Source organism: Bacillus sp. TH50 (assembly GCF_016650565.1).
Lineage (GTDB): Bacteria > Bacillota > Bacilli > Bacillales > Bacillaceae_G > Bacillus_A > Bacillus_A mycoides.
Map to the genome: position 1 here is coordinate 1 of NZ_JAEKFM010000004.1, position 24753 is coordinate 24753.

A 24753-nucleotide genomic window follows, 5' to 3' on the forward strand; every position below is an offset into this window, starting at 1 on the left:
CAAAATAAAAACACAAGTCTTTTGACTTGTGTTTTTTCGTGTTTCTTTTTACAATTCATAGTAATTTAAAAAATCTTTACTTAAAGAATCGTCCTTTTGATTAAAGACAGGGAAATGTGGCTAGGATAGTGAATAAGCAAAAGAGTTGCAAATTTTTTTAATACGTATATAATTAAAGTCAAAGATAGTCAAAGTCAATAAAGGTGGCGGATAAATGAGAAATATATCTGATATCATTGAGAAATATCTAAAGCAAGTTATTGACTTAAGCAATAATAATGCGATTGAAATCAAGAGGAATGAGGTCGCTGATCGATTCGATTGTGTGCCGTCTCAAATCAACTATGTAATCAATACCCGTTTTACGTTAGAAAGAGGATTCGTAGTAGAAAGTAAACGAGGTGGAGGAGGTTACATTCGCATTATAAAAGTCAAACTGCATGATGATATAGACATTATTGATCAAATGCTTCATATGATTGATCATAGCGTTGCACAAGGAAATGCAGAAAGCATGATTATACGTTTAATAGAAGAGGGTATTATAACAAATCGTGAAGCTAAACTTATGTTAAGCGTACTAGATCGTTCTGTATTATTAATGGATGTTCCTTCTCGAGATGAACTTAGGGCTCGAATATTATGCGCAATGTTAAGAACACTGAAATATAAATAAATATAACTTTTGTTAAGAATGATAGCTAAGATAATGCAGTTTAATATTGTAGGGATTTTGAAAGATGACATGTGCTTTTACTAAATGGATTAAGGAAAGAGAACAATCTAGTAATGTATGAAAAGTATCATGAGATAGATCGTTCCTGTTGTAAAGGTGGGGGATAGCGATGACTTGTCAAAACTGTAATATAAGACCAGCAACTTTACATTATACAAAAGTAATCAACGGAAAAAAGGCGGAAGTTCATCTTTGCGAGCAATGTGCAGAACAAAGTGGCTATACGTCTTTCTTTCAATCACCGCAGTCTAATTTTTCATTCCATGACCTATTAGCCGGATTATTGCATAGTGAACCGGCAATGTTTGAAGAAGGGCAAGATGCATTTTCAAATACAAATATATCAAGATGTCCGAATTGTAAGATGACATATGAACAATTTACAAAAGTGGGACGCTTTGGATGTGCTTCTTGTTACGATACATTTAAGGGGCATTTAAAACCGTTGTTAAAACGTCTTCACGGTGGGCATACGGATCATTGTGGAAAAATTCCTGAACTTATAGAAGGAAATATCTACTTAAAGAAAGAATTAGATGAACTAAAACTCAATCTGAAACAATATGTACAGAAAGAGGAATTTGAGAAAGCGGCTGAAGTACGAGATAAAATTCGAGGTCTTGTAAATCAGCTTAGTGAGCATAGAGAGGGGGAATAGTTCTATGTCACTGGACAGAATCATGAATGAAGCGATTAGTCCATGGATGAAGGGAGATGGCCCTGATTCTGATATTGTTTTAAGTAGTCGAATTCGTTTGGCTCGTAATTTTAAAAAATATCAATTCTCTACTATGCAAAACGAGGAAGAAGCTAAGCAGATTCATGAGTTATTTAAGAAGAAGTTTATAAAAAAAACTGTAGAACCTTTTGGGGAGTTTGAACTATTAAAAATGAATGAATTAAATCCTCTTCAAAGGAGAGTTTTAGTTGAGAAGCATTTAATTAGTCCAAATCTTGCAGGAACAGAATACGGAGCATGCCTACTATCAGAAAGTGAACATATAAGTATCATGCTTAATGAAGAGGATCATGTTAGGATTCAGTGCCTATTTTCAGGTTTACAGTTATCAGAGGCGCTTCAAAGTGCCAATCAAATAGATAATTGGATCGAGGAGCAGGTTGAATATGCTTTTGATGAATCGCTTGGATATATTACGAGTTGCCCCACTAACGTCGGTACAGGATTAAGGGCTTCGGTAATGATTCATTTGCCGGGACTGGTTTTAACGAAAAGAATTAACCGTATTATACAAGTAATTCAAAAATTAGGGTTAGTAGTAAGAGGAATATACGGTGAAGGTAGCGAAGCGTTAGGTAATATATTTCAAGTGTCAAATCAAATGACACTAGGGAAATCAGAAGAAGATATTATTGCAGATTTAAAGAGTGTCATTCAACAAATCATCCATCAAGAAAAAACGGCTAGAGAATTAATTGTACAAAATTCAAGCATTGAGCTTGAAGATAAAGTATATCGTTCTTACGGAATACTAGCTAACAGTCGTTTAATTCAATCTGCAGAAGCAGCCACTTGCTTATCAGATGTACGGCTTGGTATTGACTTAGGATATATACAAGGTATATCGAGAAATATTTTAACTGAGTTAATGGTTCTTACTCAGCCAGGCATTTTGCAACAATATGCAGGAGGACCTTTAGGACCAGAAGAAAGAGATTATCGAAGAGCAACCTTAATCCGTGAGCGATTACGAATTGAACAAAATTAAGCGCAAGTAGGAGGCGATTTCTATGATGTTTGGAAGATTTACAGAACGAGCACAGAAAGTATTAGCTTTATCTCAAGAGGAAGCAATTCGCATTGGGCATAATAATATTGGAACAGAACATATTTTACTTGGGCTTGTACGCGAAGGTGAAGGAATTGCAGCAAAAGCGTTAATTGCTCTTGGATTAAGTCCAGAGAAAGTTCAAAAAGAGGTAGAAGCATTAATTGGACGTGGAACAGAAGCTTCTCAAACAGTACATTACACACCTCGTGCTAAAAAAGTTATTGAGTTGTCTATGGACGAAGCTCGTAAGCTAGGCCATTCCTACGTTGGAACAGAACATATTTTACTTGGTTTAATCCGTGAAGGTGAAGGTGTAGCAGCACGCGTTTTAAATAATTTAGGTGTAAGCCTAAATAAAGCAAGACAACAAGTGTTACAACTCCTTGGAAGTAATGAAGCTAGTTCAGGTCACCAGGGTGGTTCATCAACAAATGCGAATACACCTACACTTGACAGTCTAGCACGTGATTTAACAGTTGTTGCACGTGAAAATCGTTTAGATCCTGTTATTGGACGTAGTAAAGAAATTCAACGTGTAATTGAAGTGTTAAGCCGTAGAACAAAAAACAATCCAGTATTAATTGGAGAACCTGGTGTAGGTAAGACAGCAATTGCGGAAGGATTAGCACAGCAAATTGTAAATAATGAAGTTCCTGAAACTTTAAGAGATAAGCGTGTTATGACATTAGATATGGGTACAGTTGTTGCTGGAACAAAATATCGTGGTGAATTTGAGGATCGTTTAAAGAAAGTGATGGATGAGATTCGCCAAGCTGGTAACATCATTCTATTTATTGATGAGCTTCATACGTTAATTGGTGCAGGCGGGGCGGAAGGTGCAATTGATGCATCGAATATTTTAAAACCATCTTTAGCACGTGGTGAATTACAATGTATTGGTGCAACAACTTTAGACGAATATCGTAAATATATTGAAAAGGATGCGGCATTAGAAAGACGTTTCCAACCAATTCATGTTGATGAACCAAACTTAGAAGAATCAGTTCAAATTTTAAAAGGTTTACGTGACCGTTATGAGGCGCATCACCGCGTATCTATTACAGATGATGCAATCGATGCGGCTGTAAAACTTTCAGATCGTTACATTACAGACCGTTTTTTACCTGATAAAGCAATCGATTTAATTGATGAGGCTGCATCAAAAGTGCGCTTACGTTCTTATACAACACCGCCAAACTTAAAAGAGCTTGAAGTGAAGCTTGAGGAAATTAGAAAAGAAAAAGATGCAGCTGTACAAAGCCAAGAATTTGAAAAAGCTGCTTCCTTACGTGATATGGAACAACGTTTACGTGAAAAGTTAGAAGATACAAAGCGTCAGTGGAAAGAGAAACAAGGACAAGAAAACTCAGAAGTAACAGTAGAAGATATTGCAAATGTCGTTTCCACATGGACACGTATTCCAGTTTCTAAACTTGCACAAACAGAGACAGATAAATTATTAAACTTGGAATCAATTTTACATGATCGTTTAATTGGGCAGGATGAAGCAGTTGTAGCTGTGGCAAAAGCTGTTCGTCGTGCGAGAGCGGGATTAAAAGATCCGAAACGTCCAATTGGCTCATTTATTTTCCTAGGACCTACTGGTGTAGGTAAAACAGAACTAGCAAGGGCATTAGCAGAATCTATGTTCGGTGATGAGGATGCAATGATTCGCATCGATATGTCTGAGTACATGGAAAAGCATTCTACTTCTCGTTTAGTTGGATCTCCTCCAGGATATGTTGGATATGAAGAAGGTGGACAATTAACAGAGAAAGTTCGTCGTAAGCCATATTCAGTTGTCTTATTAGATGAAGTAGAGAAAGCTCATCCTGATGTGTTTAATATTTTACTACAAGTATTAGAAGATGGCCGTTTAACAGATTCTAAAGGACGTACAGTTGATTTCCGTAATACAATTGTTATTATGACGTCTAATGTTGGTGCAGACGCATTAAAACGTAATAAACATCTTGGATTTAACGTACAAGATGAGAGCCGTGATTATTCAGATATGAAAGGTAAAGTAATGGATGAATTGAAAAAAGCATTTCGTCCAGAATTCTTAAACCGTATTGATGAAATTATCGTGTTCCATATGCTTGAGAAAAAACATATTCAAGAAATTGTAACTCTTATGGTGAATCAGTTAGTGAAACGCTTAAAAGAACAAGAGATTGAATTGCACTTAACAGAAGGAGCAATTTCAGCAATTGCTGATAAAGGATTTGATCGAGAGTACGGTGCTCGTCCGCTTCGTAGAGCAATTCAAAAACATGTAGAAGATAGACTATCAGAAGAACTGTTAAAAGGTGCTATTGAGAAAGGACAAAAAGTTATCTTTGATATAGAAGGAGAATCATTTGTCATTCATAGTGCGGAAAAGGTAAAATAAGTATAGACAAACAAAGAGGGCTACGCGATAGCCCTCTTTCTTGTACGAGAAGGATAAACGTTTGTAGATGAAAGTGAAGTGAACTATAAAAGATATGGCTAAAAAGAAAACAAAATTTACATGTCAAGAATGTGGTTATCAGTCGCCAAAATATATGGGGAAATGTCCTGGATGTGGTCAATGGAATACGCTTGTTGAAGAGATGGAACCAGTTGTATCATCAAGACGCCTTAATTATGCCAATGCAATTCAATCAGAAGTAACAAAACCAAGACGCTTAACAGAGGTAGAAACAAAGTCTGAGGCGCGTATTGAAACGAAATTTCAAGAGTTTAACCGTGTACTTGGTGGCGGGATTGTAGATGGATCTTTAGTACTTATTGGTGGAGACCCTGGGATTGGGAAATCAACATTGTTATTACAAATTTCATCGCAATTAGCAGATTCTTTATATGATGTACTATACATATCAGGTGAGGAGTCAGCAAAGCAGATCAAACTGCGTGCAGATCGTTTGCATGTAAAGGGTAGTAATCTATTTGTTGTAGCAGAGACTGATTTACAGAGAATTGCAGCGCACATTGAAGAGATGAATCCAGCTTTTGTTGTTATTGACTCCATTCAGACGATACATTTACCTGAAGTGACGTCAGCCCCAGGGAGTGTAACGCAAGTACGTGAATGTACAGCGGAATTAATGAAACTTGCAAAGACGAAAGGGATTCCTATTTTTATCGTCGGACATGTGACAAAAGAAGGGGCAATTGCAGGACCACGTATGCTAGAACATATGGTTGATGCAGTTCTTTACTTTGAAGGAGATCGTCACCATACATATCGTATTTTGCGAGCTGTGAAGAACCGTTTTGGTTCCACAAATGAAATGGGTATCTTTGAAATGAAGGAACTAGGTCTTGCAGAAGTACTAAATCCTTCTGAAATTTTCCTTGAGGAACGTCCGGTTGGAGTTGCAGGATCCACAGTGGTTGCTTCAATGGAAGGAACAAGGCCGGTTTTAGTAGAAATACAAGCATTAATCTCCCCTACTAGTTTTGGAAATCCTCGAAGAATGGCGACGGGAATTGATCATAACCGCGTTTCACTTATTATGGCAGTGCTAGAAAAAAGAACAGGTTTATTGTTGCAAAATCAAGACGCATATTTAAAAGTTGCGGGTGGCTTGAAATTAGATGAACCAGCAATCGATTTAGCTGTCGCCTTAAGTATTGCTTCAAGTTTCAGAGATAAAGCTACTGCACCAGCCGATGCGGTAATAGGAGAAGTAGGCCTAACTGGAGAAATAAGAAGAGTATCAAGAATTGAACAACGTGTACAAGAAGCAGCGAAATTAGGATTTCAACGTGCTATTATTCCTAGAAAAAATTTGGGAGGATGGACAATTCCAGATGGGATTGAGGTAGTAGGTGTTTCTAATTTAGGAGAAGCGCTTCGTTTGACATTAGGAGGCTAGGCTATGGAGGAAAACAAGCAACGTGTCAAAAGTATGATTAATATTCTACAGCTTGTTGCCCCAGGAACACCACTACGCGAAGGGATAGATAACGTACTTCGTGCGCAAACTGGAGGGCTAATTGTTCTTGGGTATAATGAGCAGATTAAAAGTATTGTTGATGGAGGATTTCACATTAATTGTGCATTCTCACCGGCTAGTTTATATGAATTAGCAAAAATGGATGGGGCACTTATTTTAAATGAAACTGGGAGCAAAATTTTAATTGCAAATGCACAATTAGTTCCAGATCCATCCATTGATTCTATTGAAACAGGTATGCGTCACCGAACGGCAGAGCGTGTAGCAAAGCAGACGGCTAGCCTTGTTGTGGCTATTTCACAAAGACGTAACGTAATTACACTATATCAAGGGAACTTACGTTATACACTAAAAGATATAGGTGTAATTTTAACAAAGGCAAACCAAGCTATTCAAACGTTAGAAAAATATAAAGCTGTATGGAATGATGGGATTACGAATTTGGGCATTCTAGAATTTGAAGAGGTCGTTACAATGTCCGAGGTAGTTCACGTTTTACATAGTGTTGAAATGGTACTGCGTATTAAAAATGAAATAGTGAGCTACATTCATGAGTTAGGAACGGAAGGAAGGTTAATTCGTTTACAACTTACAGAATTACTAGCCGACTTAGAAGCAGAGGCAGCGTTATTAATTAAGGATTATTATCAAGAAAAAACGCAGGATCACCATCAAATTTTGAAAAAGTTACAAGATCTTGCAAATACACAGCTTTTAGAGGATAGCGATTTAGTTAAATTGCTCGGCTATCCAGGGCAAATGAGCTTAGAAGAAAGCGTGACACCGAGGGGATACCGAATCGCAAGCAAAATTTCTCGTGTTCCACCACTTATCATTGAAAATTTAATTAATCGATTTAAAACATTGCAAGGTGTTTGTCGTGCAACTATTAATGAATTGGATGATGTGGAAGGAATTGGGGAAGTTAGGGCGAAGAAAATACGAGAGGGCCTAAAAAGAATTCAAGAGCATCTCTATATGAGTAGACACAATTAAGAATATTACATTGATTCCATAATATAACGACACTAGAACATTTTTGTTATATGATATGGTATATTGGTAAATAAAACTATTTACAAAAAAACACGTCCGCTTTTGCATTCGGCGTTTTGATTAGCAAAACAATGGTTAATAATGAGTAGGAGGTGGTTGGATGTTAAAAAGGATCGTACAGCTCTTCTTTTTAGTGATCGGGGGAGCGTTAGGGATTTTTCTAATCCCAAAAGTTATTAATGTATTGGACGTTGGTGCTGTTCCTTTGCTTGAGGGATCGTACGTTCGTGCAATTATTGGTGCAATTATTTTATTTTTAACAACATTTTGGCTTGTGGATTATATTGTTCAACTTATTAAACATATCGAAGAAGCCCTTGTAAAGGCACCGGTAGCGGATGTTTTATTTGGTACATTAGGGTTGATCTCTGGTCTTATTGTTGCATATTTAATTTTGATACCAATTCGTGAATTCACGATTCCAGTCATTAGTACAGTATTACAAGTGTTCTTTACTCTTTTACTTGGTTATTTAGGATTCCAAGTAGGATTTAAAAAGAGAAATGAATTGCTAGGATTATTTACATTACCCCAGCGTGGAGGTAAGAAGAAAAACAATAGCGAGAACGAAGAGGTAGAGGTAGAAAAATCTACAACTCATTGGAAAATTCTCGATACAAGCGTAATTATTGATGGACGTATTGCGGATATTTGCCAAACGAAGTTTTTAGAAGGAACAATTGTGATTCCACAATTCGTATTAGAAGAGCTTCAGCATATTGCCGATTCTTCTGATGCTTTAAAGCGTAATCGTGGTCGCAGAGGATTAGATATTTTAAATCGTATTCAAAAAGAGCTACCAATTCCGGTGGAAATTTATGAAGGCGATTTTGAGGATATCCAAGAGGTGGATAGCAAGCTTGTAAAGTTAGCTAAAATCACTGGTGGAACTGTTGTAACAAATGATTTCAACTTAAACAAAGTTTCTGAATTACAAGGAGTAACAGTATTAAACATTAACGATTTAGCAAATGCAATTAAACCAGTCGTACTCCCTGGCGAAGAATTAAGTGTTTATGTTGTGAAAGATGGTAAAGAACAAAATCAAGGTGTGGCATATTTAGATGATGGCACGATGATTGTAGTAGAAGACGGTAGAGAATATGTCGGTTCGCAACTTAATGTACTAGTTACAAGTGTGTTGCAAACATCGGCTGGTCGTATGATTTTCGCAAAACGTAAATTATTAGAAAAAGCATTATAAGTAGAGGATTATTAATATGTATACGTTAATTATTCCAGCAGCGGGTCAAGGGAAACGGATGGGTGCTGGCAAAAACAAGTTGTTCTTACTTATAAATGGAGTACCTATCATTGTGCATACATTACGTGCTTTTGAAAAAGATAAAGCATGTAAACGTATTATCATGGCAATTAACGAAGAGGAACGCCCTTATTTTGAGGAGTTAATGCAGAAGTACCCGGTTGAAAAGCAGGTGCAATTTATTCAAGGCGGGGCCGAAAGACAAGATAGTGTGTATAATGCGCTTCAGTATGTGAGTGGTGTTGAATATGTTCTCGTACACGATGGTGCGCGCCCGTTCGTAACGAATAAGATGATGCAAGATGTATTAACTGCAGCAGAGAAATATGGTGCTTCCATTTGTGCGGTGCCAGTGAAGGATACCATTAAGAAAGTAGAACAGGGTGTTGTTGTTGAAACGGTAGAACGTTCTCAGCTTAAAGCGGTTCAAACACCGCAAGGATTTTCTGTTCCTCTTTTATTAGAAGCTCATAGAAGTGCAAAGCAAAGTTATTTTCTTGGTACAGATGACGCAAGTCTCGTAGAACGTGTAGGGAAGAAAGTAGGCGTAGTAGAGGGGAGTTACTATAATATTAAAGTGACGACTCCAGAGGACTTACTAATTGCTGAAAGTTTCCTTCATGTTCAGAAGAAATAGAAGTGATGGTATTATAGTAAAGAAAAGCTCGGCAGTTGCCGGGCTTTTCTTTATAGAGATAGCAATATAATATAGAATTCATAAAGTAGTTTAGATTGAGGAGGATGTAAAGAATGTTTCGAATTGGACAAGGTTTTGATGTACATGAATTTGCGGAAGGTAGACCGTTAATTATCGGTGGAATTACAATTCCTCATGAAAAAGGATTAATCGGTCACTCGGATGCAGATGTATTGTTACATACGATTGCTGACGCATGTCTAGGAGCAATTGCAGCAGGAGATATTGGAAAACATTTTCCCGATACAGATCCTGCCTTCAAAGATGCGGATTCAGCTGTATTGTTACAAAAGGTTTGGGAATTTGTGCGTGAACAAGGTTATGAGCTAGGGAACCTAGATTGTACAATTATTGCCCAAAAGCCAAAAATGGCACCGCATATTGAAAGCATGCGTAAACGCATTAGTGAACTATTAGAAACGTCTATTGATAATATTAATGTAAAGGCAACAACAACAGAAAAATTAGGATTTACAGGTAGAGAAGAAGGGATTGCTTCTCAAGCGGTTGTTTTATTACAGAAAAAATAGTGGTTTTTAATTCGTAAGATGGATAATCACGTTTTTTTGGTGTACAATTATAGAATGTGTTGACATTAAGATTGGAAGGTGTACCAACTATGGAAAAGCAAGTGAGAGTGCGCTATGCGCCAAGTCCAACAGGACACTTACATATCGGAAATGCGCGTACGGCATTATTTAATTATTTATTTGCTCGTCATCAAGATGGTAAGTTTATTATTCGTATTGAAGATACTGATGTGAAACGTAATGTTGCTGGTGGAGAAGAAAGCCAATTAAAATACTTGAAATGGCTCGGTATGGACTGGGATGAAGGTGTTGATGTTGGTGGTGAATTTGGACCATATCGTCAAACAGAGCGTTTAGATATTTATAAAAAATTATATAAAGATTTATTAGAGCGTGATTTAGCTTACAAATGTTATATGACAGAAGAAGAGCTAGAAGCAGAGCGTGAAGGTCAAATCGCTCGTGGTGAAACACCGCGTTATGCAGGAAACCACCGTGATTTAACTGAGGAGCAAATTAAAGGATTTGAGGCTGAAGGCCGTATTCCAAGTATTCGCTTCCGTGTGCCGGCTGATAGCGACTACACGTTTAAAGATCTCGTAAAAGATGAAGTTGCATTCCATTCAAATGATTTTGGTGATTTCGTTATCGTGAAAAAAGATGGAATTCCAACTTATAACTTTGCGGTAGCGGTAGATGATCATTTAATGGAGATTACACACGTACTTCGTGGTGATGATCATATTTCAAACACGCCAAAACAAATGATGATTTACGAAGCTTTCGGTTGGGATATCCCGAAGTTCGGTCATATGACTTTAATTGTAAACGAAAGCCGTAAAAAGCTAAGTAAGCGTGACGAATCTATTATTCAATTTATTGAGCAATATAAAGAGCTTGGATATCTTCCAGAAGCAATCTTTAACTTTATTGCATTACTAGGCTGGTCACCAGTAGGTGAAGAAGAAGTCTTCTCTCAAGATGAGTTCATCAAAATGTTTGATGCAGCTCGTTTATCAAAATCACCTGCATTATTTGATTCCCAAAAACTAAAATGGATGAACAACCAATATATGAAAAAACAAGATTTAGATACGGTTGTTGAACTAAGCTTACCGCATTTAGTGAAAGCGGGTCGCGTAGGTGAAAACTTAAGTGAACAAGAACAAGCGTGGGTTCGTGATGTAATTGCTTTATATCATGACCAAATGAGCTTTGGAGCTGAAATTGTAGAGCTTTCTGAAATGTTCTTTAAAGATCATGTTGATCATGAAGAAGAGGGACAAGAAGTATTGAAAGGTGAACAAGTACCTGAAGTACTTCGTGCATTTGCCGATCAATTAGAAGCTTTAGAAGCAATGGAGCCAGCGGCAGTTAAGGCGGCTATTAAAGCAGTTCAAAAAGAAACAGGACATAAAGGTAAAAACCTATTTATGCCAATCCGTGTTGCTACTACTGGACAAACACATGGTCCAGAGCTTCCTAACGCTATTGCTCTTCTTGGAAAAGAAAAAGTTTTAAATCGTATTCAAAAAGTAATTGGTTAACATTTTCTAGGTTTAGCAATATAATAAGTATATCTAAAATCTAATAAGGAAAAGCGACGAGAAGGAGAAGTAGAAAATCAGGCTTTTTACAGAGAGAACCACCCTTAGGCTGGAAGTGGTTTATAAGCGGATTTTTGAAATGCCCCTTCGAGTCTTCTGTTGAACAGCGAAGTATTTCGTGGAACGTCTTAGGGCGCAAAGTAAACAGAAGCGGTGTAAACCGTTATCATGGATGAGTTTGAGGCTTCTTTAGCCTAAACAGAGTGGAACCGCGCTTATAAGGCGTCTCTGTCTATATGACAGAGGCGTCTTTTTTTTATACCATGTAAATGGTGTGAGTATAAGTTTTATCCCCTTGTATAAAGATTTAGGGGGAAGTGGGGAGTTAGTTCACTCGAAAAAAGCAGCCCATAAAGGGGAGGGAACATCGATGTTTAAGAGGCTTCGGGAAGATATTGAAGTCGTTTTTGAACAGGATCCAGCGGCAAGAAGTTATTTCGAAGTCATTTTAACTTACTCTGGATTACATGCAGTTTGGGCCCATCGAATTGCACATGCTTTTTATAAAAGGAATTTTTTCTTTATGGCACGTTGGATTTCGCAAGTTAGCCGTTTTTTTACTGGCATTGAGATTCATCCAGGAGCAACTATTGGTCGTCGTTTTTTCATTGATCATGGAATGGGGGTTGTAATTGGAGAAACGTGTGAAATTGGCGAAAACGTAACAATTTATCAAGGTGTCACATTAGGTGGTACAGGTAAAGAAAAAGGAAAGAGGCACCCTACAATTCAGGATAATGTATTAATTGCAACAGGTGCTAAAGTACTAGGTTCTATTACTATTGGAGAGAATTCTAAAATTGGAGCAGGATCTGTCGTGTTAAAGGAAGTTCCTGCGCATTCTACAGTTGTAGGTATACCTGGCCGAGTCGTTATTCAAAATGGAGTAAAAATTGGTCAAGAATTAAATCATTCTGATCTTCCGGATCCGATTTTTGATAAATTAAAGGTTATGGAAGTAGAACTTGATAAATTGAGAAAGCAACTTGAAGTAAAGGTAGGAAGGAAGGATAAAAATGACTATTCACATTTATAATACGTTAACGCGTCAAAAAGAAGAGTTTATGCCATTAGAAGAAAATAAGGTAAAGATGTATGTGTGCGGACCTACAGTGTATAACTACATTCACATTGGGAATGCAAGACCACCTATGGTGTTTGATACAGTACGTCGTTACTTAGAATATAAAGGATATGATGTGCAGTATGTATCTAACTTTACTGACGTGGATGATAAATTAATTAAGGCGGCAAACGAATTAGGTGAAGATGTGCCAACAATTGCAGATCGTTTTGTTGAAGCTTACTTTGAAGATGTAACGGCACTAGGTTGCAAACATGCAACGGTTCATCCACGTGTAACGGAAAATATGGATATCATTATTGAATTTATTCAAGAACTTGTGAATAAAGGGTATGCATATGAATCAGAAGGTGATGTGTACTTTAAAACGAAAGAATTCGAAGGTTACGGTAAATTATCACATCAACCGATTGCAGACTTACGTCACGGTGCACGTATTGAAGTAGGAGAAAAGAAACAAGACCCTCTTGATTTTGCTTTATGGAAAGCTGCGAAAGAAGGAGAAATCTTCTGGGAAAGCCCTTGGGGGAAAGGACGCCCAGGGTGGCATATTGAATGCTCAGCAATGGCGCGTAAATATTTAGGGGATACAATTGATATTCATGCTGGTGGTCAAGATTTAGCATTTCCTCATCATGAAAATGAAATTGCGCAGTCTGAGGCGTTGACAGGAAAAACATTTGCACGTTATTGGATGCATAACGGATATATTAATATTAATAACGAGAAGATGTCTAAGTCGCTTGGAAACTTCATTTTAGTTCACGATATCATTAAACAATATGATCCACAGTTAATCAGGTTCTTTATGCTATCGGTACATTACCGTCACCCAATTAACTTTAGCGAGGATTTATTGCAAAGTACTAATAATGGACTAGAAAGAATTAAAACAGCTTACGGTAACTTAAAGCATCGTATGGAAAGTAGTACGGATTTAACGGACCATAATGAAAAATGGTTAGCTGAAATGGAAAAGTTCCAGGTTGCATTCGAAGAAGCGATGGATGATGATTTCAATACGGCTAATGCGATTACTGAATTATATAACGTAGCAAATCACGCAAATCAATATTTGTTAGAAGAACATACTTCTAAAGTTGTAATTGAAGCGTATGTAAAACAACTTGAAACATTATTTAGTATTTTAGGATTAGAATTAGCACAAGAAGAGTTGCTTGATGAAGAAATTGAAGCACTAATCCAAAAGCGTATTGAAGCTCGTCAAAATCGTGACTTCGCACTATCTGATCAAATTCGTGATGATTTAAAAGGACGTAATATTATTTTAGAAGATACCGCTCAAGGTACAAGATGGAAAAGAGGATAAGAATGATTGATGCAAAGCAATTGAACAGCTTAGCTTTAGCATATATGGGTGATGCGGTATATGAGCAATATATCCGCTATCACCTCCTTCAAAAGGGGACAGTTCGCCCTAATCAATTACATCGCTTAGGGACGGGCTTTGTTTCGGCAAAAGCACAGGCGAAAGTTGTTTATCATTTATTAGAAACGGCATTTTTGACAGAAGAGGAAGAGGCGGTATTAAGAAGAGGGCGTAATGCGAATTCGGGTACTGTTCCAAAAAATACAGATGTACAAACATATCGACACAGTACAGCCTTTGAAGCACTAATCGGTTATCATCACTTGTTGAATAATCGTGAAAGATTGGACGAGATTGTATATAAGGCGATTGACGTTTTGGAAGAAAAGGAAGGGAGCACATCATCATGAGTAGTGAATATATTATCGGACGTAACCCTGTAATTGAAGCTTTAAGAGCGGGGAGAGATATTAATAAAATTTTGGTAGCGGAAGGTGCTGCCAAAGGACAAGTGCAAATTGTACTAGCATTAGCAAAAGAGAATAAGGTTATTTTGCAACACGCACCAAAGAAGAAATTAGATCAATTGGTTGAGGGTAATCATCAAGGTGTAATTGCTCAAGTAGCTGCATATCAATATGCTGAGTTAGAGGATTTGTTTAAATTAGCAGAAAAACGCAATGAAGATCCGTTCTTCTTGATTTTAGATGAAATTGAAGACCCGCATAACTTAGGCTCTATTATGCGTACTGCGGATGCAACAGGGGCTCATGGGGTTATTATTCCAAAAAGAAGAGCTGTGGGGCTTACAGCGTCAGTTGCGAAAGCGTCGACTGGGGCAATTGAATATATTCCTGTTGCACGTGTAACAAATTTATCGCGTACAATTGATGAATTAAAAGAACGTGGACTTTGGATTGCTGGTACAGATGCCAAAGGGAAAACAGATTACCGTAATTTAGATGGTAATATGCCAATCGGACTAGTAATTGGTAGTGAAGGAAAAGGTATGAGTCGTATTATTGGTGAAAAGTGTGATTTCCTAATTACTTTACCGATGGTCGGTAAAGTTACATCCTTAAATGCTTCAGTAGCCGCAAGTTTGTTAATGTATGAGGTATATCGTAAACGTCACGAAATTGGTAAATAAAAAATGAACGATATTTTAATCGTTGACGGTTACAACATTATCGGGGCTTGGGGAGACTTGAAGAAACTGCGGGATGTAGATTTACAGTCATCAAGAGACGCACTTATTGATAAGATGGCGGATTATCAAGGGTATACAGGCACAAAGGTAATGATTGTCTTTGATGCCTATACAGTCTATGGTATTGAAAAAAAGATGAAACAATCACGGGTGGAAGTAATATTCACGAGAAAAAATCAAACTGCAGATGAAAAGATAGAACAACTTGCGATTGAGCTTAGAAATATAAATACACAAATATACGTTGCAACTTCGGATTATACGGAGCAATGGATTATATTTGCGCAAGGTGCACTTCGAAAATCTGCGCGTGAATTAGAGTTAGAAGTGCAAGCGATGGAACAACAAGTAAGAAGGTGTACAAAAGACACGAAAGAAAAGCAACCCGCCATGCGAAAGATATTTAGTGAAGATATTACAGAAAAATTAGAAAAATTAAGAAGAGGAGAGCGTTGAAGCATTGACGCTCTTTATCTTTTTACTGTATAATATTGCTAAATATATAGCGGTCGGAGGGATCAGGGTGGAAGCAGGCTTCGTAAGTGTAGGCGACGTTACATTTCGTGATTTAGAGGATGAGGCAATCGTTGAGTTAGTTCGAAAAGGTAATACTGACGCTCTAGAATATTTAATTCACAAATATAAGAACTTTGTTCGCGCGAAATCAAGATCTTATTTCTTAGTTGGTGCCGATCGAGAAGATATTGTTCAAGAAGGCATGATTGGATTGTTTAAAGCTATTCGTGATTATAAAGGGGACAAGCTGTCTTCGTTCAAAGCATTTGCTGAACTGTGTATCACTCGACAAATTATTACCGCTATTAAAACAGCAACAAGGCAAAAACATATTCCGTTAAATTCGTATGTGTCTTTAGATAAGCCAATTTACGATGAGGAATCTGATCGAACATTATTAGATGTTATTTCGGAATCGAAAGTAACTGATCCAGAAGAGATGATTATAAGTCAGGAAGAATATACAGACATAGAATCTAAAATATCTGAATTATTAAGCGATTTAGAAAGAAAAGTGCTCTCTTTATACTTAGATGGTCGTTCCTATCAAGAAATTTCAGAACAGTTAAACAGGCACGTGAAATCTATTGATAACGCATTGCAGCGTGTAAAAAGGAAATTAGAAAGATATATGGAGATGAGAGAGAGCACAACTTTAAATTCATAGCAAGTGCCGCAGGTGTAAAATAATTCACCTGTTTTCTTTTTGTTAAGAGAGTGAAAGTCATGACATTGACATTGTCTTTTGTTGTATGATACATTTTTAGGGACAATGTTACAAGGTTGGTGTAACTAATGAGGAAAAAAGTTGTACTCTCATGTGAAGAGTGTAAAAATCGAAACTACTCTACGATGAAAGATACGAGCTCAGTAGAGCGACTTGAGATAAAGAAGTTTTGTAAAACATGCAATAAGCATACAGTTCACAAAGAAACAAAATAAATAATTGAAATAATAAACTGGAGGTCCCGTAGATGCGTTTAACGAACTTTTTCGGCGATGTAGGTCGCGAAATGAAAAAAGTAAGTTGGCCTAAAAAAGATGAATTACTCCGATCAACAACGACTGTTATCGCGACAGTTGTGTTCTTTGCGATTTTCTTCGCAGTGGTTGATATGGGCATTTCTTCTTTAATTCGGTTAATTCTTGGTTAATTCTTGAATAAGAAGCACTTATCCATGATATAATGTTATTTATAAGAACTGTGTAAAAGCCCGGTGAACGGGTTTTTTCATTTGCGCAAAAAAATGTACGTCAGGGAGGGAAGGACGCTCGTCCTAAATGAATGGAAAAAAGTTGGTATGTTGTCCATACTTATTCTGGATATGAAAATAAAGTAAAAGCAAACCTAGAGAAACGTGTAGAATCAATGGGTATGCAAGATAAAATTTTCCGTGTTGTTGTCCCGGAAGAAGTAGAAGTAGAAATGAAAAATGGTAAAGAAAAAATAACGAAAAGAAAAGTGTTCCCAGGTTACGTATTAGTAGAACTAATCATGACTGATGATTCTTGGTATGTTGTTCGTAATACGCCAGGTGTAACAGGCTTTGTCGGTTCTTCTGGTTCAGGATCTAAACCATCGCCTCTATTAGAAGAGGAAGTTGTTACCATCATGAAGCATATGGGAATGGACAATGAAGTGGTTGATTTCGAATTTGAACTTCATGAAACAGTGCGTGTAAATGAGGGGCCATTCGCGGATTATACAGGTGCGATTGAAGAAATTGATGTGGAAAAGAAAAAAGTTAGCGTGCTTGTAGACATGTTCGGTCGCGAGACTCCGGTTGAACTTGATTTCCATCAAATTGAAAAATTATAAAATGAAACTTGAAATGAATTGTAAAAAGTGATAATATCTTTTAAGTCAGTACGTCTTCGGTAACGGAGACGTTTTTTGAAAAAGATTTTATCATTATGATAAAATATGAAGTGGGAGGGCAAATCACTGCCCAATTGACCACATCACGGACTTAAGGAGGTGTGTCTCGTGGCTAAAAAGGTAATTAAAATGGTAAAACTTCAGATTCCTGCAGGTAAAGCTAATCCAGCTCCGCCGGTTGGTCCAGCATTAGGACAAGCAGGTGTTAACATCATGGGCTTCTGTAAAGAGTTTAACGCTCGTACAGCTGATCAAGCTGGTCTTATCATCCCTGTTGAAATTACGGTATTTGAGGACCGTTCATTCACTTTCATTACTAAAACTCCTCCTGCTGCTGTTCTTCTTAAGAAAGTAGCTGGTATTGAGTCTGGTTCTGGTGAACCAAACCGTAATAAAGTGGCAACTGTTAAGCGTGATAAAGTACGCGAAATCGCTGAAACTAAAATGCCTGACCTAAACGCTGCTAGCGTAGAAGCTGCAATGCGTATGGTTGAAGGTACTGCGCGCAGTATGGGCATCGTTATCGAAGACTAATTCGATTTGTTTTTTGTAAAAAAGGTTGCGGGTCTGGAATTCCAATTCGCAACCTTTATTATCGTAAATGATCATCATTTTTAAATAAATGGATGGGCGCACATCCTCGGGGGTTCCCGGAATGAAGGCGTAAACGTGGGAGGTTATTCCGCTAAAACCACATTCAAGGAGGAAACAAACATGGCTAAAAGAGGTAAAAAGTACGTTGAAGCTGCGAAGCTTGTTGATCGTGCATCTGCTTACTCTGCAACAGAAGCAGTAGAATTAGTAAAGAAAACAAACACAGCTAAATTTGATGCAACTGTAGAAGCTGCATTCCGTTTAGGTGTTGACCCTAAGAAAGCTGACCAACAAATTCGTGGTGCAGTTGTTCTTCCACACGGTACTGGTAAAGTGCAACGTGTATTAGTATTTGCTAAAGGCGAAAAAGCAAAAGAAGCTGAAGCTGCTGGCGCTGAATTCGTAGGCGATGCTGATTACATCGGTAAAATCCAAAAAGGTTGGTTTGATTTCGATGTAGTAGTAGCAACTCCTGACATGATGGGTGAAGTTGGTAAACTTGGTCGTGTATTAGGACCTAAAGGTTTAATGCCAAACCCTAAAACTGGAACAGTTACTTTCGATGTAACTAAAGCTGTTAACGAAATCAAAGCTGGTAAAGTTGAATACCGCGTTGATAAAGCTGGTAACATCCACGTTCCAATCGGTAAAGTATCTTTCGAAGATGCTAAATTAGTAGAAAACTTCAAAACAATTGCTGACACGCTACAAAAAGCTAAGCCAGCTGCTGCAAAAGGTACTTACATGAAGAACGCAACTGTTGCTTCTACAATGGGACCTGGCGTACGCGTAGACGTTTCTACACTTGCGTAAAAATTGGAAGTTGACTTCATAAAGAAGTTTTAATATAATCATTTATGTTGTGAATTTTAATAGTGTACCGTAGACAGTAGGAGTCGATTCGACTTAATTTCCTACCTAGGTGTTAATATACGAAGCGGAATCTTTTTTCTGTGACTATATGCCTCCATGTCTACAAGTTGGGCATGGAGGTTTTTAGTGCACTTTCGGTACATCTTCTATATAATCTACAGGAGGTGTAATAACATGAGCAAAGTAATCGAAACTAAACAACAAGTTGTAACTGAAATCGCTGAAAAACTTCGCGCGAGTAAATCTACAATTGTTGTTGACTACCGTGGTTTAACAGTTTCTGAAGCAACAGAATTACGTAAAAACTTACGTGAAGCTGGCGTTGAGTTCAAAGTTTACAAAAACTCTTTAACTCGTCGTGCTGCAGAGTCTGCTGAAATGGCTGAGTTAAACGAATTCTTAACAGGACCAAACGCAATCGCGTTCAGTAACGAGGATGTAGTTGCTCCTGCGAAAGTATTAAACGACTTCGCTAAAAATCATGAAGCTTTAGAAATTAAAGCGGGCGTAATCGAAGGTAAACTTGTAACACTTGATGAGGTTAAAGCTATCGCTACTCTTCCATCACGTGAAGGCTTACTTTCTATGCTTCTTAGCGTTCTTCAAGCTCCAATCCGTAACCTTGCACTTGCTACTAAAGCAGTTGCAGATCAAAAGGAAGAGCAAGGCGCTTAATTTTTTAAAAGATAATTACTTGTTATCTATAAAACAATACAAACCTATTTAAGGGAGGATATTTACAATGACTAAAGAACAAATCATTGAAGCAGTTAAATCTATGACTGTATTAGAACTTAACGACTTAGTAAAAGCTATCGAGGAAGAATTCGGCGTAACTGCTGCTGCTCCTGTAGCTGTAGCTGGTGGCGCTGGTGAAGCTGCTGCTGAGCAAACTGAATTTGACGTAGTACTTGCAAGTGCTGGCGCTCAAAAAATCAAAGTTATCAAAGCTGTACGTGAAATCACTGGTCTTGGCTTAAAAGAAGCTAAAGAATTAGTTGACAACACTCCAAAAGCAATCAAAGAAGGCGTTACTAAAGAGGAAGCTGAAGAAATGAAAGCTAAACTTGAAGAAGTTGGCGCTGCTGTAGAAGTTAAGTAATTAACTTTTGGTGCTTTAAAAAAAGCTCGCTCTTATGCGAGCTTTTTTTTTAACTGTAAAGAAAAGAGGTGGCCATATGGCAGACCATTATTTTTCTAACGACCCTTCTAGTAAAAGTGATCGAAAACGATGGGAAGTTACACTTCGTGAATCTCGATTTACTTTTTTATCTGACCATGGGGTGTTCTCGAAAAACGAAGTGGACTTTGGTTCTCGTCTTTTAATTGAAGCGTTTCAAATGCCAGATGTTAAAGGTAATGTGTTAGACGTAGGATGTGGGTACGGTCCAATCGGTTTGTCGTTAGCGAAAGAGTTTCAAAAACGTGAAATTCACATGGTGGATGTGAATGAAAGGGCCTTGGGACTTGCAAAAGAAAATGCCGCTAATAACAGAATTGAAAATATACGTATTTTGCAAAGTAGTGTCTATGAAAATGTAGATGGCAAGTATGCTGTTATTCTATCTAATCCTCCAATTCGTGCTGGTAAAGATATCGTGCATGAGATTTTAGAAAAGGCTGTGGAGTATTTAGTTTCAGGTGGAGAATTGTGGATTGTTATTCAAAAGAAACAAGGTGCGCCATCTGCGATGAAAAAACTAGAAGAAGTATTTTCTGAAGTTGAAGTTGTAGAAAAGAAAAAAGGATATTATATCATAAAATCAAAAAAGCGTTGACGGTTATTTTTGGCTATGTTAACATTATACAATGCCAATATATGATTTTCTGCGTTGAGAAAGATGTATATTTTTGCTTCTCTTGGAAAAGATAGTAAAATCAGCAGATTATGAAACAGAATGATGGTTTTCTTATAGAAGCCATTTTTCTTTTTTGAGCAGGTAGAAAGACTCAACGTATCTATCTTTAAGAGAAAAAAACTACGCTAATAGCAGTAGTTGTATTTATTTGTGATTTTGCACAAATTTTTTTGTGCATTTATAATACTCATGATTTGAGGGGTGAAGCAGTTGACAGGTCAACTAGTTCAATACGGACGCCACCGCCAACGAAGAAGTTATGCCCGTATTAGTGAAGTATTAGAGTTACCAAATCTTATCGAAATTCAAACCTCTTCTTATCAGTGGTTTCTTGATGAGGGTTTGCGAGAAATGTTCCAAGACATTTCTCCGATCGAAGACTTTACGGGAAATCTATCGCTTGAATTTATCGACTACAGCTTGGGTGAACCTAAATACTCTGTAGAAGAATGCAAAGAGCGTGATGTGACGTATGCAGCACCACTTCGTGTAAAAGTGCGTCTAATCAACAAGGAAACTGGTGAAGTAAAAGAACAAGATGTGTTCATGGGAGATTTCCCACTCATGACAGAGACTGGAACATTCGTAATTAACGGTGCAGAACGTGTTATCGTTTCCCAGTTAGTTCGCTCTCCAAGCGTATACTATAGTGGCAAAGTGGATAAAAACGGAAAACGTGGTTTTACTGCTACTGTAATTCCAAACCGCGGAGCTTGGTTAGAGTATGAAACAGATGCTAAGGATGTTGTATATGTGCGTATTGACCGTACGCGTAAACTTCCTGTAACTGTTTTGTTACGCGCATTAGGGTTTGGCTCTGATCAAGAAATCACCGAGCTTTTAGGTGATAACGAATACTTAAGCAATACGTTAGAAAAAGACAACACAGATAGCACAGAGAAAGCATTGCTTGAAATTTATGAGCGTCTACGCCCTGGTGAACCACCAACAGTAGAAAATGCAAAGAGCTTACTTGTGTCTCGTTTCTTTGATCCGAAGCGCTACGATTTAGCAAATGTAGGTCGCTATAAGATCAACAAAAAGCTACACATTAAAAACAGATTGTTTAACCAACGTTTAGCTGAAACACTGGTGGATCCAGAAACTGGTGAAATTTTAGCGGCAGAAGGAACAGTCTTAGATCGTCGTACACTGGATCGCATTCTACCTTACTTAGAGAAAAACATTGGATTCAAAACAGCGAAACCAATGGGTGGAGTGGTAGCAGGCGATGTTGAGCTGCAATCTATTAAGATTTATGCTCCAGAATCAGAAGGCGAACGATCTATAAACGTAATTGGGAATGCAAATATTACTCGTGATATAAAACACATCACACCAGGTGATATTCTTGCTTCTATTAGCTACTTCTTTAACTTGCTATATAAAGTAGGGGATACAGATGATATTGACCACTTAGGGAATCGTCGTCTGCGTTCTGTAGGAGAGTTACTACAAAACCAATTCCGTATCGGTCTTTCTCGTATGGAACGTGTTGTTCGTGAGAGAATGTCGATTCAAGATACAAATGCAATTACACCACAAGCGTTAATTAACATTCGCCCGGTTATTGCATCTATTAAAGAGTTCTTCGGAAGTTCTCAGTTATCTCAGTTCATGGATCAAACAAACCCATTAGCAGAGTTAACTCACAAACGAAGACTATCTGCATTAGGACCCGGTGGTTTAACGCGTGAGCGCGCAGGCTTTGAAGTACGTGACGTTCACTACTCTCACTATGGTCGTATGTGTCCAATTGAAACGCCAGAGGGACCAAACATCGGTTTGATTAACTCATTATCTTCGTTTGCGAAAGTAAATGAGTTTGGTTTCATTGAAACGCCATACCGTCGTGTTGACCCAGAAACTGGTCTTGTAACAGGGCAGGTTGATTATTTAACAGCAGATGAAGAAGATAACTATGTTGTAGCCCAAGCGAATATGAAATTATCTGAAGTAGGGGAATTCCTTGATGAAGATATCGTAGCTCGTTTCCGTGGTGAAAACATTGTCACAAATAAAGAACGCATCGACTACATGGATGTATCTCCAAAACAAGTAGTGTCGGCAGCGACAGCTTGTATTCCGTTCTTAGAAAACGATGACTCTAACCGCGCACTTATGGGAGCGAACATGCAACGTCAGGCGGTTCCGTTAATAAATCCGGAATCTCCGATTGTAGGTACAGGTATGGAGTACGTATCAGCAAAAGACTCAGGTGCTGCAGTAATCTGTAAACAGCCTGGTGTTGTTGAGCGCGTAGAAGCACGTGAAGTTTGGGTACGTCGCTATGTAGACGTTGATGGTCAAACAGTAAAAGGCGACTTAGATCGCTACAAAATGCAAAAATTCATTCGTTCTAACCAAGGAACTTGCTACAACCAACGTCCAATCGTAAGTGTTGGAGACCAAGTTGTAAAAGGTGAAATCCTTGCGGATGGTCCTTCTATGGAACTAGGTGAACTGGCGCTTGGACGTAACGTGCTTGTTGGCTTTATGACATGGGACGGTTATAACTATGAGGATGCGATCATCATGAGTGAGCGCCTTGTAAAAGATGATGTGTACACTTCTATCCATATTGAAGAATATGAATCAGAAGCTCGTGATACGAAGCTTGGACCAGAAGAAATTACACGTGATATCCCGAATGTTGGAGAAGATGCACTTCGTAATCTTGACGAGCGCGGTATTATTCGCGTCGGTGCTGAAGTAAAAGATGGAGATCTACTTGTTGGTAAAGTAACGCCAAAAGGTGTAACAGAATTAACGGCAGAAGAACGTCTATTACATGCAATCTTCGGTGAAAAAGCACGTGAAGTACGTGATACATCACTACGTGTACCACACGGTGGTGGCGGTATTATCTTAGACGTAAAAGTGTTTAACCGTGAAGATGGCGATGAATTGCCACCAGGCGTGAATCAACTTGTACGTGCATATATCGTTCAAAAGCGTAAAATTTCTGAAGGTGACAAAATGGCCGGTCGTCATGGTAACAAAGGTGTTATCTCCCGTATTTTACCGGAAGAAGATATGCCTTACTTACCAGATGGTACGCCAATCGATATCATGTTAAACCCATTAGGGGTACCATCTCGTATGAATATCGGTCAGGTATTAGAGCTTCATCTTGGTATGGCAGCAAGATACCTTGGTATTCACATTGCAACACCGGTATTCGATGGTGCTCGTGAGGAAGATGTATGGGGCACAATTGAAGAAGCTGGTATGGCAAATGACGCGAAAACAATCCTGTATGACGGACGTACTGGTGAGCCATTCGATAACCGTGTATCTGTTGGTGTCATGTATATGATCAAACTTGCGCACATGGTTGACGATAAACTTCATGCTCGTTCTACTGGACCATACTCACTTGTAACGCAGCAACCTCTTGGAGGTAAAGCTCAGTTCGGTGGACAGCGTTTCGGTGAGATGGAGGTTTGGGCACTTGAAGCTTATGGTGCTGCTTATACTCTTCAAGAAATCTTAACAGTGAAGTCTGATGATGTTATTGGACGTGTTAAGACGTATGAAGCAATTGTTAAAGGTGAAAATGTTCCAGAACCAGGCGTTCCTGAATCATTCAAAGTATTGATTAAAGAACTGCAAAGTTTAGGTATGGACGTTAAAATGATGTCTATCAACGATACAGAAATTGAAATGCGTGATACGGAAGATGACGATGATCATCAATCAGCAGATAAATTGAATGTTGAAGTTGAGACAACTAAGGAATAATTGGGATAACCTGTAGACTAAAAGGGAGGTAGGCCCC

25 protein-coding genes and 2 other annotated features are annotated in these 24753 nt (G+C 38.0%); all 25 genes read left to right on the forward strand.

Translation table 11 applies throughout. The features are described 5' to 3' along the window. Positions 1 to 214: 214 nt before the first annotated feature. The 25 genes from ctsR (at position 215) to rpoB (ending at position 24716) form a co-directional block, all read left to right on the forward strand. Complete coding sequence (ctsR, locus tag JFU23_RS16065; RefSeq protein WP_002029353.1) at positions 215 to 676, forward strand: transcriptional regulator CtsR; 462 nt, start codon at positions 215 to 217, stop codon at positions 674 to 676. 169 nt (positions 677 to 845) lie between these two features. Beyond that, positions 846 to 1394 (forward strand): protein-arginine kinase activator protein McsA, encoded by a 549-nt coding sequence (mcsA, locus tag JFU23_RS16070; RefSeq protein WP_085308579.1) that lies wholly within the window; start codon positions 846 to 848, stop codon positions 1392 to 1394. 4 nt (positions 1395 to 1398) lie between these two features. After that, entirely contained in the window at positions 1399 to 2463 is a 1065-nt protein-coding gene (gene mcsB, locus JFU23_RS16075) for a protein-arginine kinase McsB (protein WP_002167152.1), read from the forward strand. 22 nt (positions 2464 to 2485) lie between these two features. Continuing rightward, positions 2486 to 4921 carry an ATP-dependent protease ATP-binding subunit ClpC gene (gene clpC, locus JFU23_RS16080; RefSeq protein ID WP_002009819.1) on the forward strand — a complete coding sequence of 812 codons (2436 nt, stop codon included), beginning with the start codon at positions 2486 to 2488 and terminating at the stop codon, positions 4919 to 4921. 94 nt (positions 4922 to 5015) lie between these two features. Next, complete coding sequence (radA, locus tag JFU23_RS16085; protein WP_002169331.1) at positions 5016 to 6392, forward strand: DNA repair protein RadA; 1377 nt, start codon at positions 5016 to 5018, stop codon at positions 6390 to 6392. 3 nt (positions 6393 to 6395) lie between these two features. After that, complete coding sequence (gene disA, locus JFU23_RS16090) at positions 6396 to 7469, forward strand: DNA integrity scanning diadenylate cyclase DisA (protein WP_000392162.1); 1074 nt, start codon at positions 6396 to 6398, stop codon at positions 7467 to 7469. A gap of 160 nt (positions 7470 to 7629) precedes the next feature. Then, positions 7630 to 8733, forward strand: coding sequence for a PIN/TRAM domain-containing protein (locus JFU23_RS16095; protein ID WP_002063406.1), 1104 nt, complete (start codon positions 7630 to 7632; stop codon positions 8731 to 8733). A gap of 16 nt (positions 8734 to 8749) precedes the next feature. Then, positions 8750 to 9430: a 2-C-methyl-D-erythritol 4-phosphate cytidylyltransferase gene (ispD, locus tag JFU23_RS16100; protein ID WP_201032301.1), complete on the forward strand. Its 681-nt coding sequence runs from the start codon at positions 8750 to 8752 to the stop codon at positions 9428 to 9430. A gap of 113 nt (positions 9431 to 9543) precedes the next feature. Continuing rightward, on the forward strand, positions 9544 to 10020 hold the full coding sequence (gene ispF, locus JFU23_RS16105; RefSeq protein ID WP_000488386.1) for a 2-C-methyl-D-erythritol 2,4-cyclodiphosphate synthase: 477 nt from the start codon (positions 9544 to 9546) through the stop codon (positions 10018 to 10020). A gap of 89 nt (positions 10021 to 10109) precedes the next feature. Further along, positions 10110 to 11567 carry a glutamate--tRNA ligase gene (gene gltX, locus JFU23_RS16110; protein WP_002091496.1) on the forward strand — a complete coding sequence of 486 codons (1458 nt, stop codon included), beginning with the start codon at positions 10110 to 10112 and terminating at the stop codon, positions 11565 to 11567. Positions 11568 to 11614: 47 nt separating this feature from the next. Then, positions 11615 to 11860, forward strand: a binding site (T-box leader). A gap of 137 nt (positions 11861 to 11997) precedes the next feature. Next, complete coding sequence (cysE, locus tag JFU23_RS16115; RefSeq protein ID WP_002091498.1) at positions 11998 to 12663, forward strand: serine O-acetyltransferase; 666 nt, start codon at positions 11998 to 12000, stop codon at positions 12661 to 12663. Then, complete coding sequence (gene cysS / locus JFU23_RS16120; protein ID WP_002091500.1) at positions 12644 to 14041, forward strand: cysteine--tRNA ligase; 1398 nt, start codon at positions 12644 to 12646, stop codon at positions 14039 to 14041. The genes cysE and cysS overlap by 20 nt, the downstream gene beginning before the upstream one ends. A gap of 2 nt (positions 14042 to 14043) precedes the next feature. Then, a complete protein-coding gene (locus JFU23_RS16125) occupies positions 14044 to 14451 on the forward strand; it encodes a Mini-ribonuclease 3 (RefSeq protein WP_002009804.1) in 408 nt (135 codons plus the stop codon). Next, positions 14448 to 15191, forward strand: a complete 744-nt coding sequence (gene rlmB / locus JFU23_RS16130; protein WP_002091503.1) for a 23S rRNA (guanosine(2251)-2'-O)-methyltransferase RlmB — start codon at positions 14448 to 14450, stop codon at positions 15189 to 15191. Before JFU23_RS16125 ends, rlmB begins: the two co-directional genes overlap by 4 nt. 3 nt (positions 15192 to 15194) lie before the next feature. Beyond that, entirely contained in the window at positions 15195 to 15707 is a 513-nt protein-coding gene (locus tag JFU23_RS16135; RefSeq protein ID WP_002009801.1) for an NYN domain-containing protein, read from the forward strand. A gap of 67 nt (positions 15708 to 15774) precedes the next feature. Then, positions 15775 to 16434, forward strand: coding sequence for an RNA polymerase factor sigma-70 (locus JFU23_RS16140; RefSeq protein ID WP_002009799.1), 660 nt, complete (start codon positions 15775 to 15777; stop codon positions 16432 to 16434). A 128-nt stretch (positions 16435 to 16562) separates the two neighbouring features. Continuing rightward, a complete protein-coding gene (gene rpmG, locus JFU23_RS16145; protein WP_012260172.1) occupies positions 16563 to 16709 on the forward strand; it encodes a 50S ribosomal protein L33 in 147 nt (48 codons plus the stop codon). A 32-nt stretch (positions 16710 to 16741) separates the two neighbouring features. Continuing rightward, positions 16742 to 16921: a preprotein translocase subunit SecE gene (gene secE, locus JFU23_RS16150; RefSeq protein WP_002009797.1), complete on the forward strand. Its 180-nt coding sequence runs from the start codon at positions 16742 to 16744 to the stop codon at positions 16919 to 16921. Positions 16922 to 17052: 131 nt separating this feature from the next. After that, on the forward strand, positions 17053 to 17586 hold the full coding sequence (gene nusG / locus JFU23_RS16155) for a transcription termination/antitermination protein NusG (RefSeq protein WP_002009795.1): 534 nt from the start codon (positions 17053 to 17055) through the stop codon (positions 17584 to 17586). 168 nt (positions 17587 to 17754) lie between these two features. Further along, the gene (rplK, locus tag JFU23_RS16160) at positions 17755 to 18180 is read left to right on the forward strand and encodes a 50S ribosomal protein L11 (protein WP_001085872.1); all 426 of its coding nucleotides are present in this window, start codon (positions 17755 to 17757) and stop codon (positions 18178 to 18180) included. 180 nt (positions 18181 to 18360) lie between these two features. Then, a complete protein-coding gene (gene rplA, locus JFU23_RS16165) occupies positions 18361 to 19053 on the forward strand; it encodes a 50S ribosomal protein L1 (protein WP_002009792.1) in 693 nt (230 codons plus the stop codon). A gap of 49 nt (positions 19054 to 19102) precedes the next feature. Beyond that, positions 19103 to 19248: a sequence feature (ribosomal protein L10 leader region), on the forward strand. A gap of 39 nt (positions 19249 to 19287) precedes the next feature. After that, entirely contained in the window at positions 19288 to 19788 is a 501-nt protein-coding gene (gene rplJ / locus JFU23_RS16170; protein WP_002009790.1) for a 50S ribosomal protein L10, read from the forward strand. A gap of 67 nt (positions 19789 to 19855) precedes the next feature. Continuing rightward, positions 19856 to 20215 (forward strand): 50S ribosomal protein L7/L12, encoded by a 360-nt coding sequence (gene rplL / locus JFU23_RS16175; RefSeq protein WP_002009788.1) that lies wholly within the window; start codon positions 19856 to 19858, stop codon positions 20213 to 20215. A 76-nt stretch (positions 20216 to 20291) separates the two neighbouring features. Then, complete coding sequence (locus JFU23_RS16180) at positions 20292 to 20891, forward strand: class I SAM-dependent methyltransferase (RefSeq protein ID WP_201032303.1); 600 nt, start codon at positions 20292 to 20294, stop codon at positions 20889 to 20891. A gap of 291 nt (positions 20892 to 21182) precedes the next feature. Further along, the gene (rpoB, locus tag JFU23_RS16185) at positions 21183 to 24716 is read left to right on the forward strand and encodes a DNA-directed RNA polymerase subunit beta (RefSeq protein WP_002113316.1); all 3534 of its coding nucleotides are present in this window, start codon (positions 21183 to 21185) and stop codon (positions 24714 to 24716) included. The last annotated feature ends 37 nt before the right edge of the window (positions 24717 to 24753 follow it).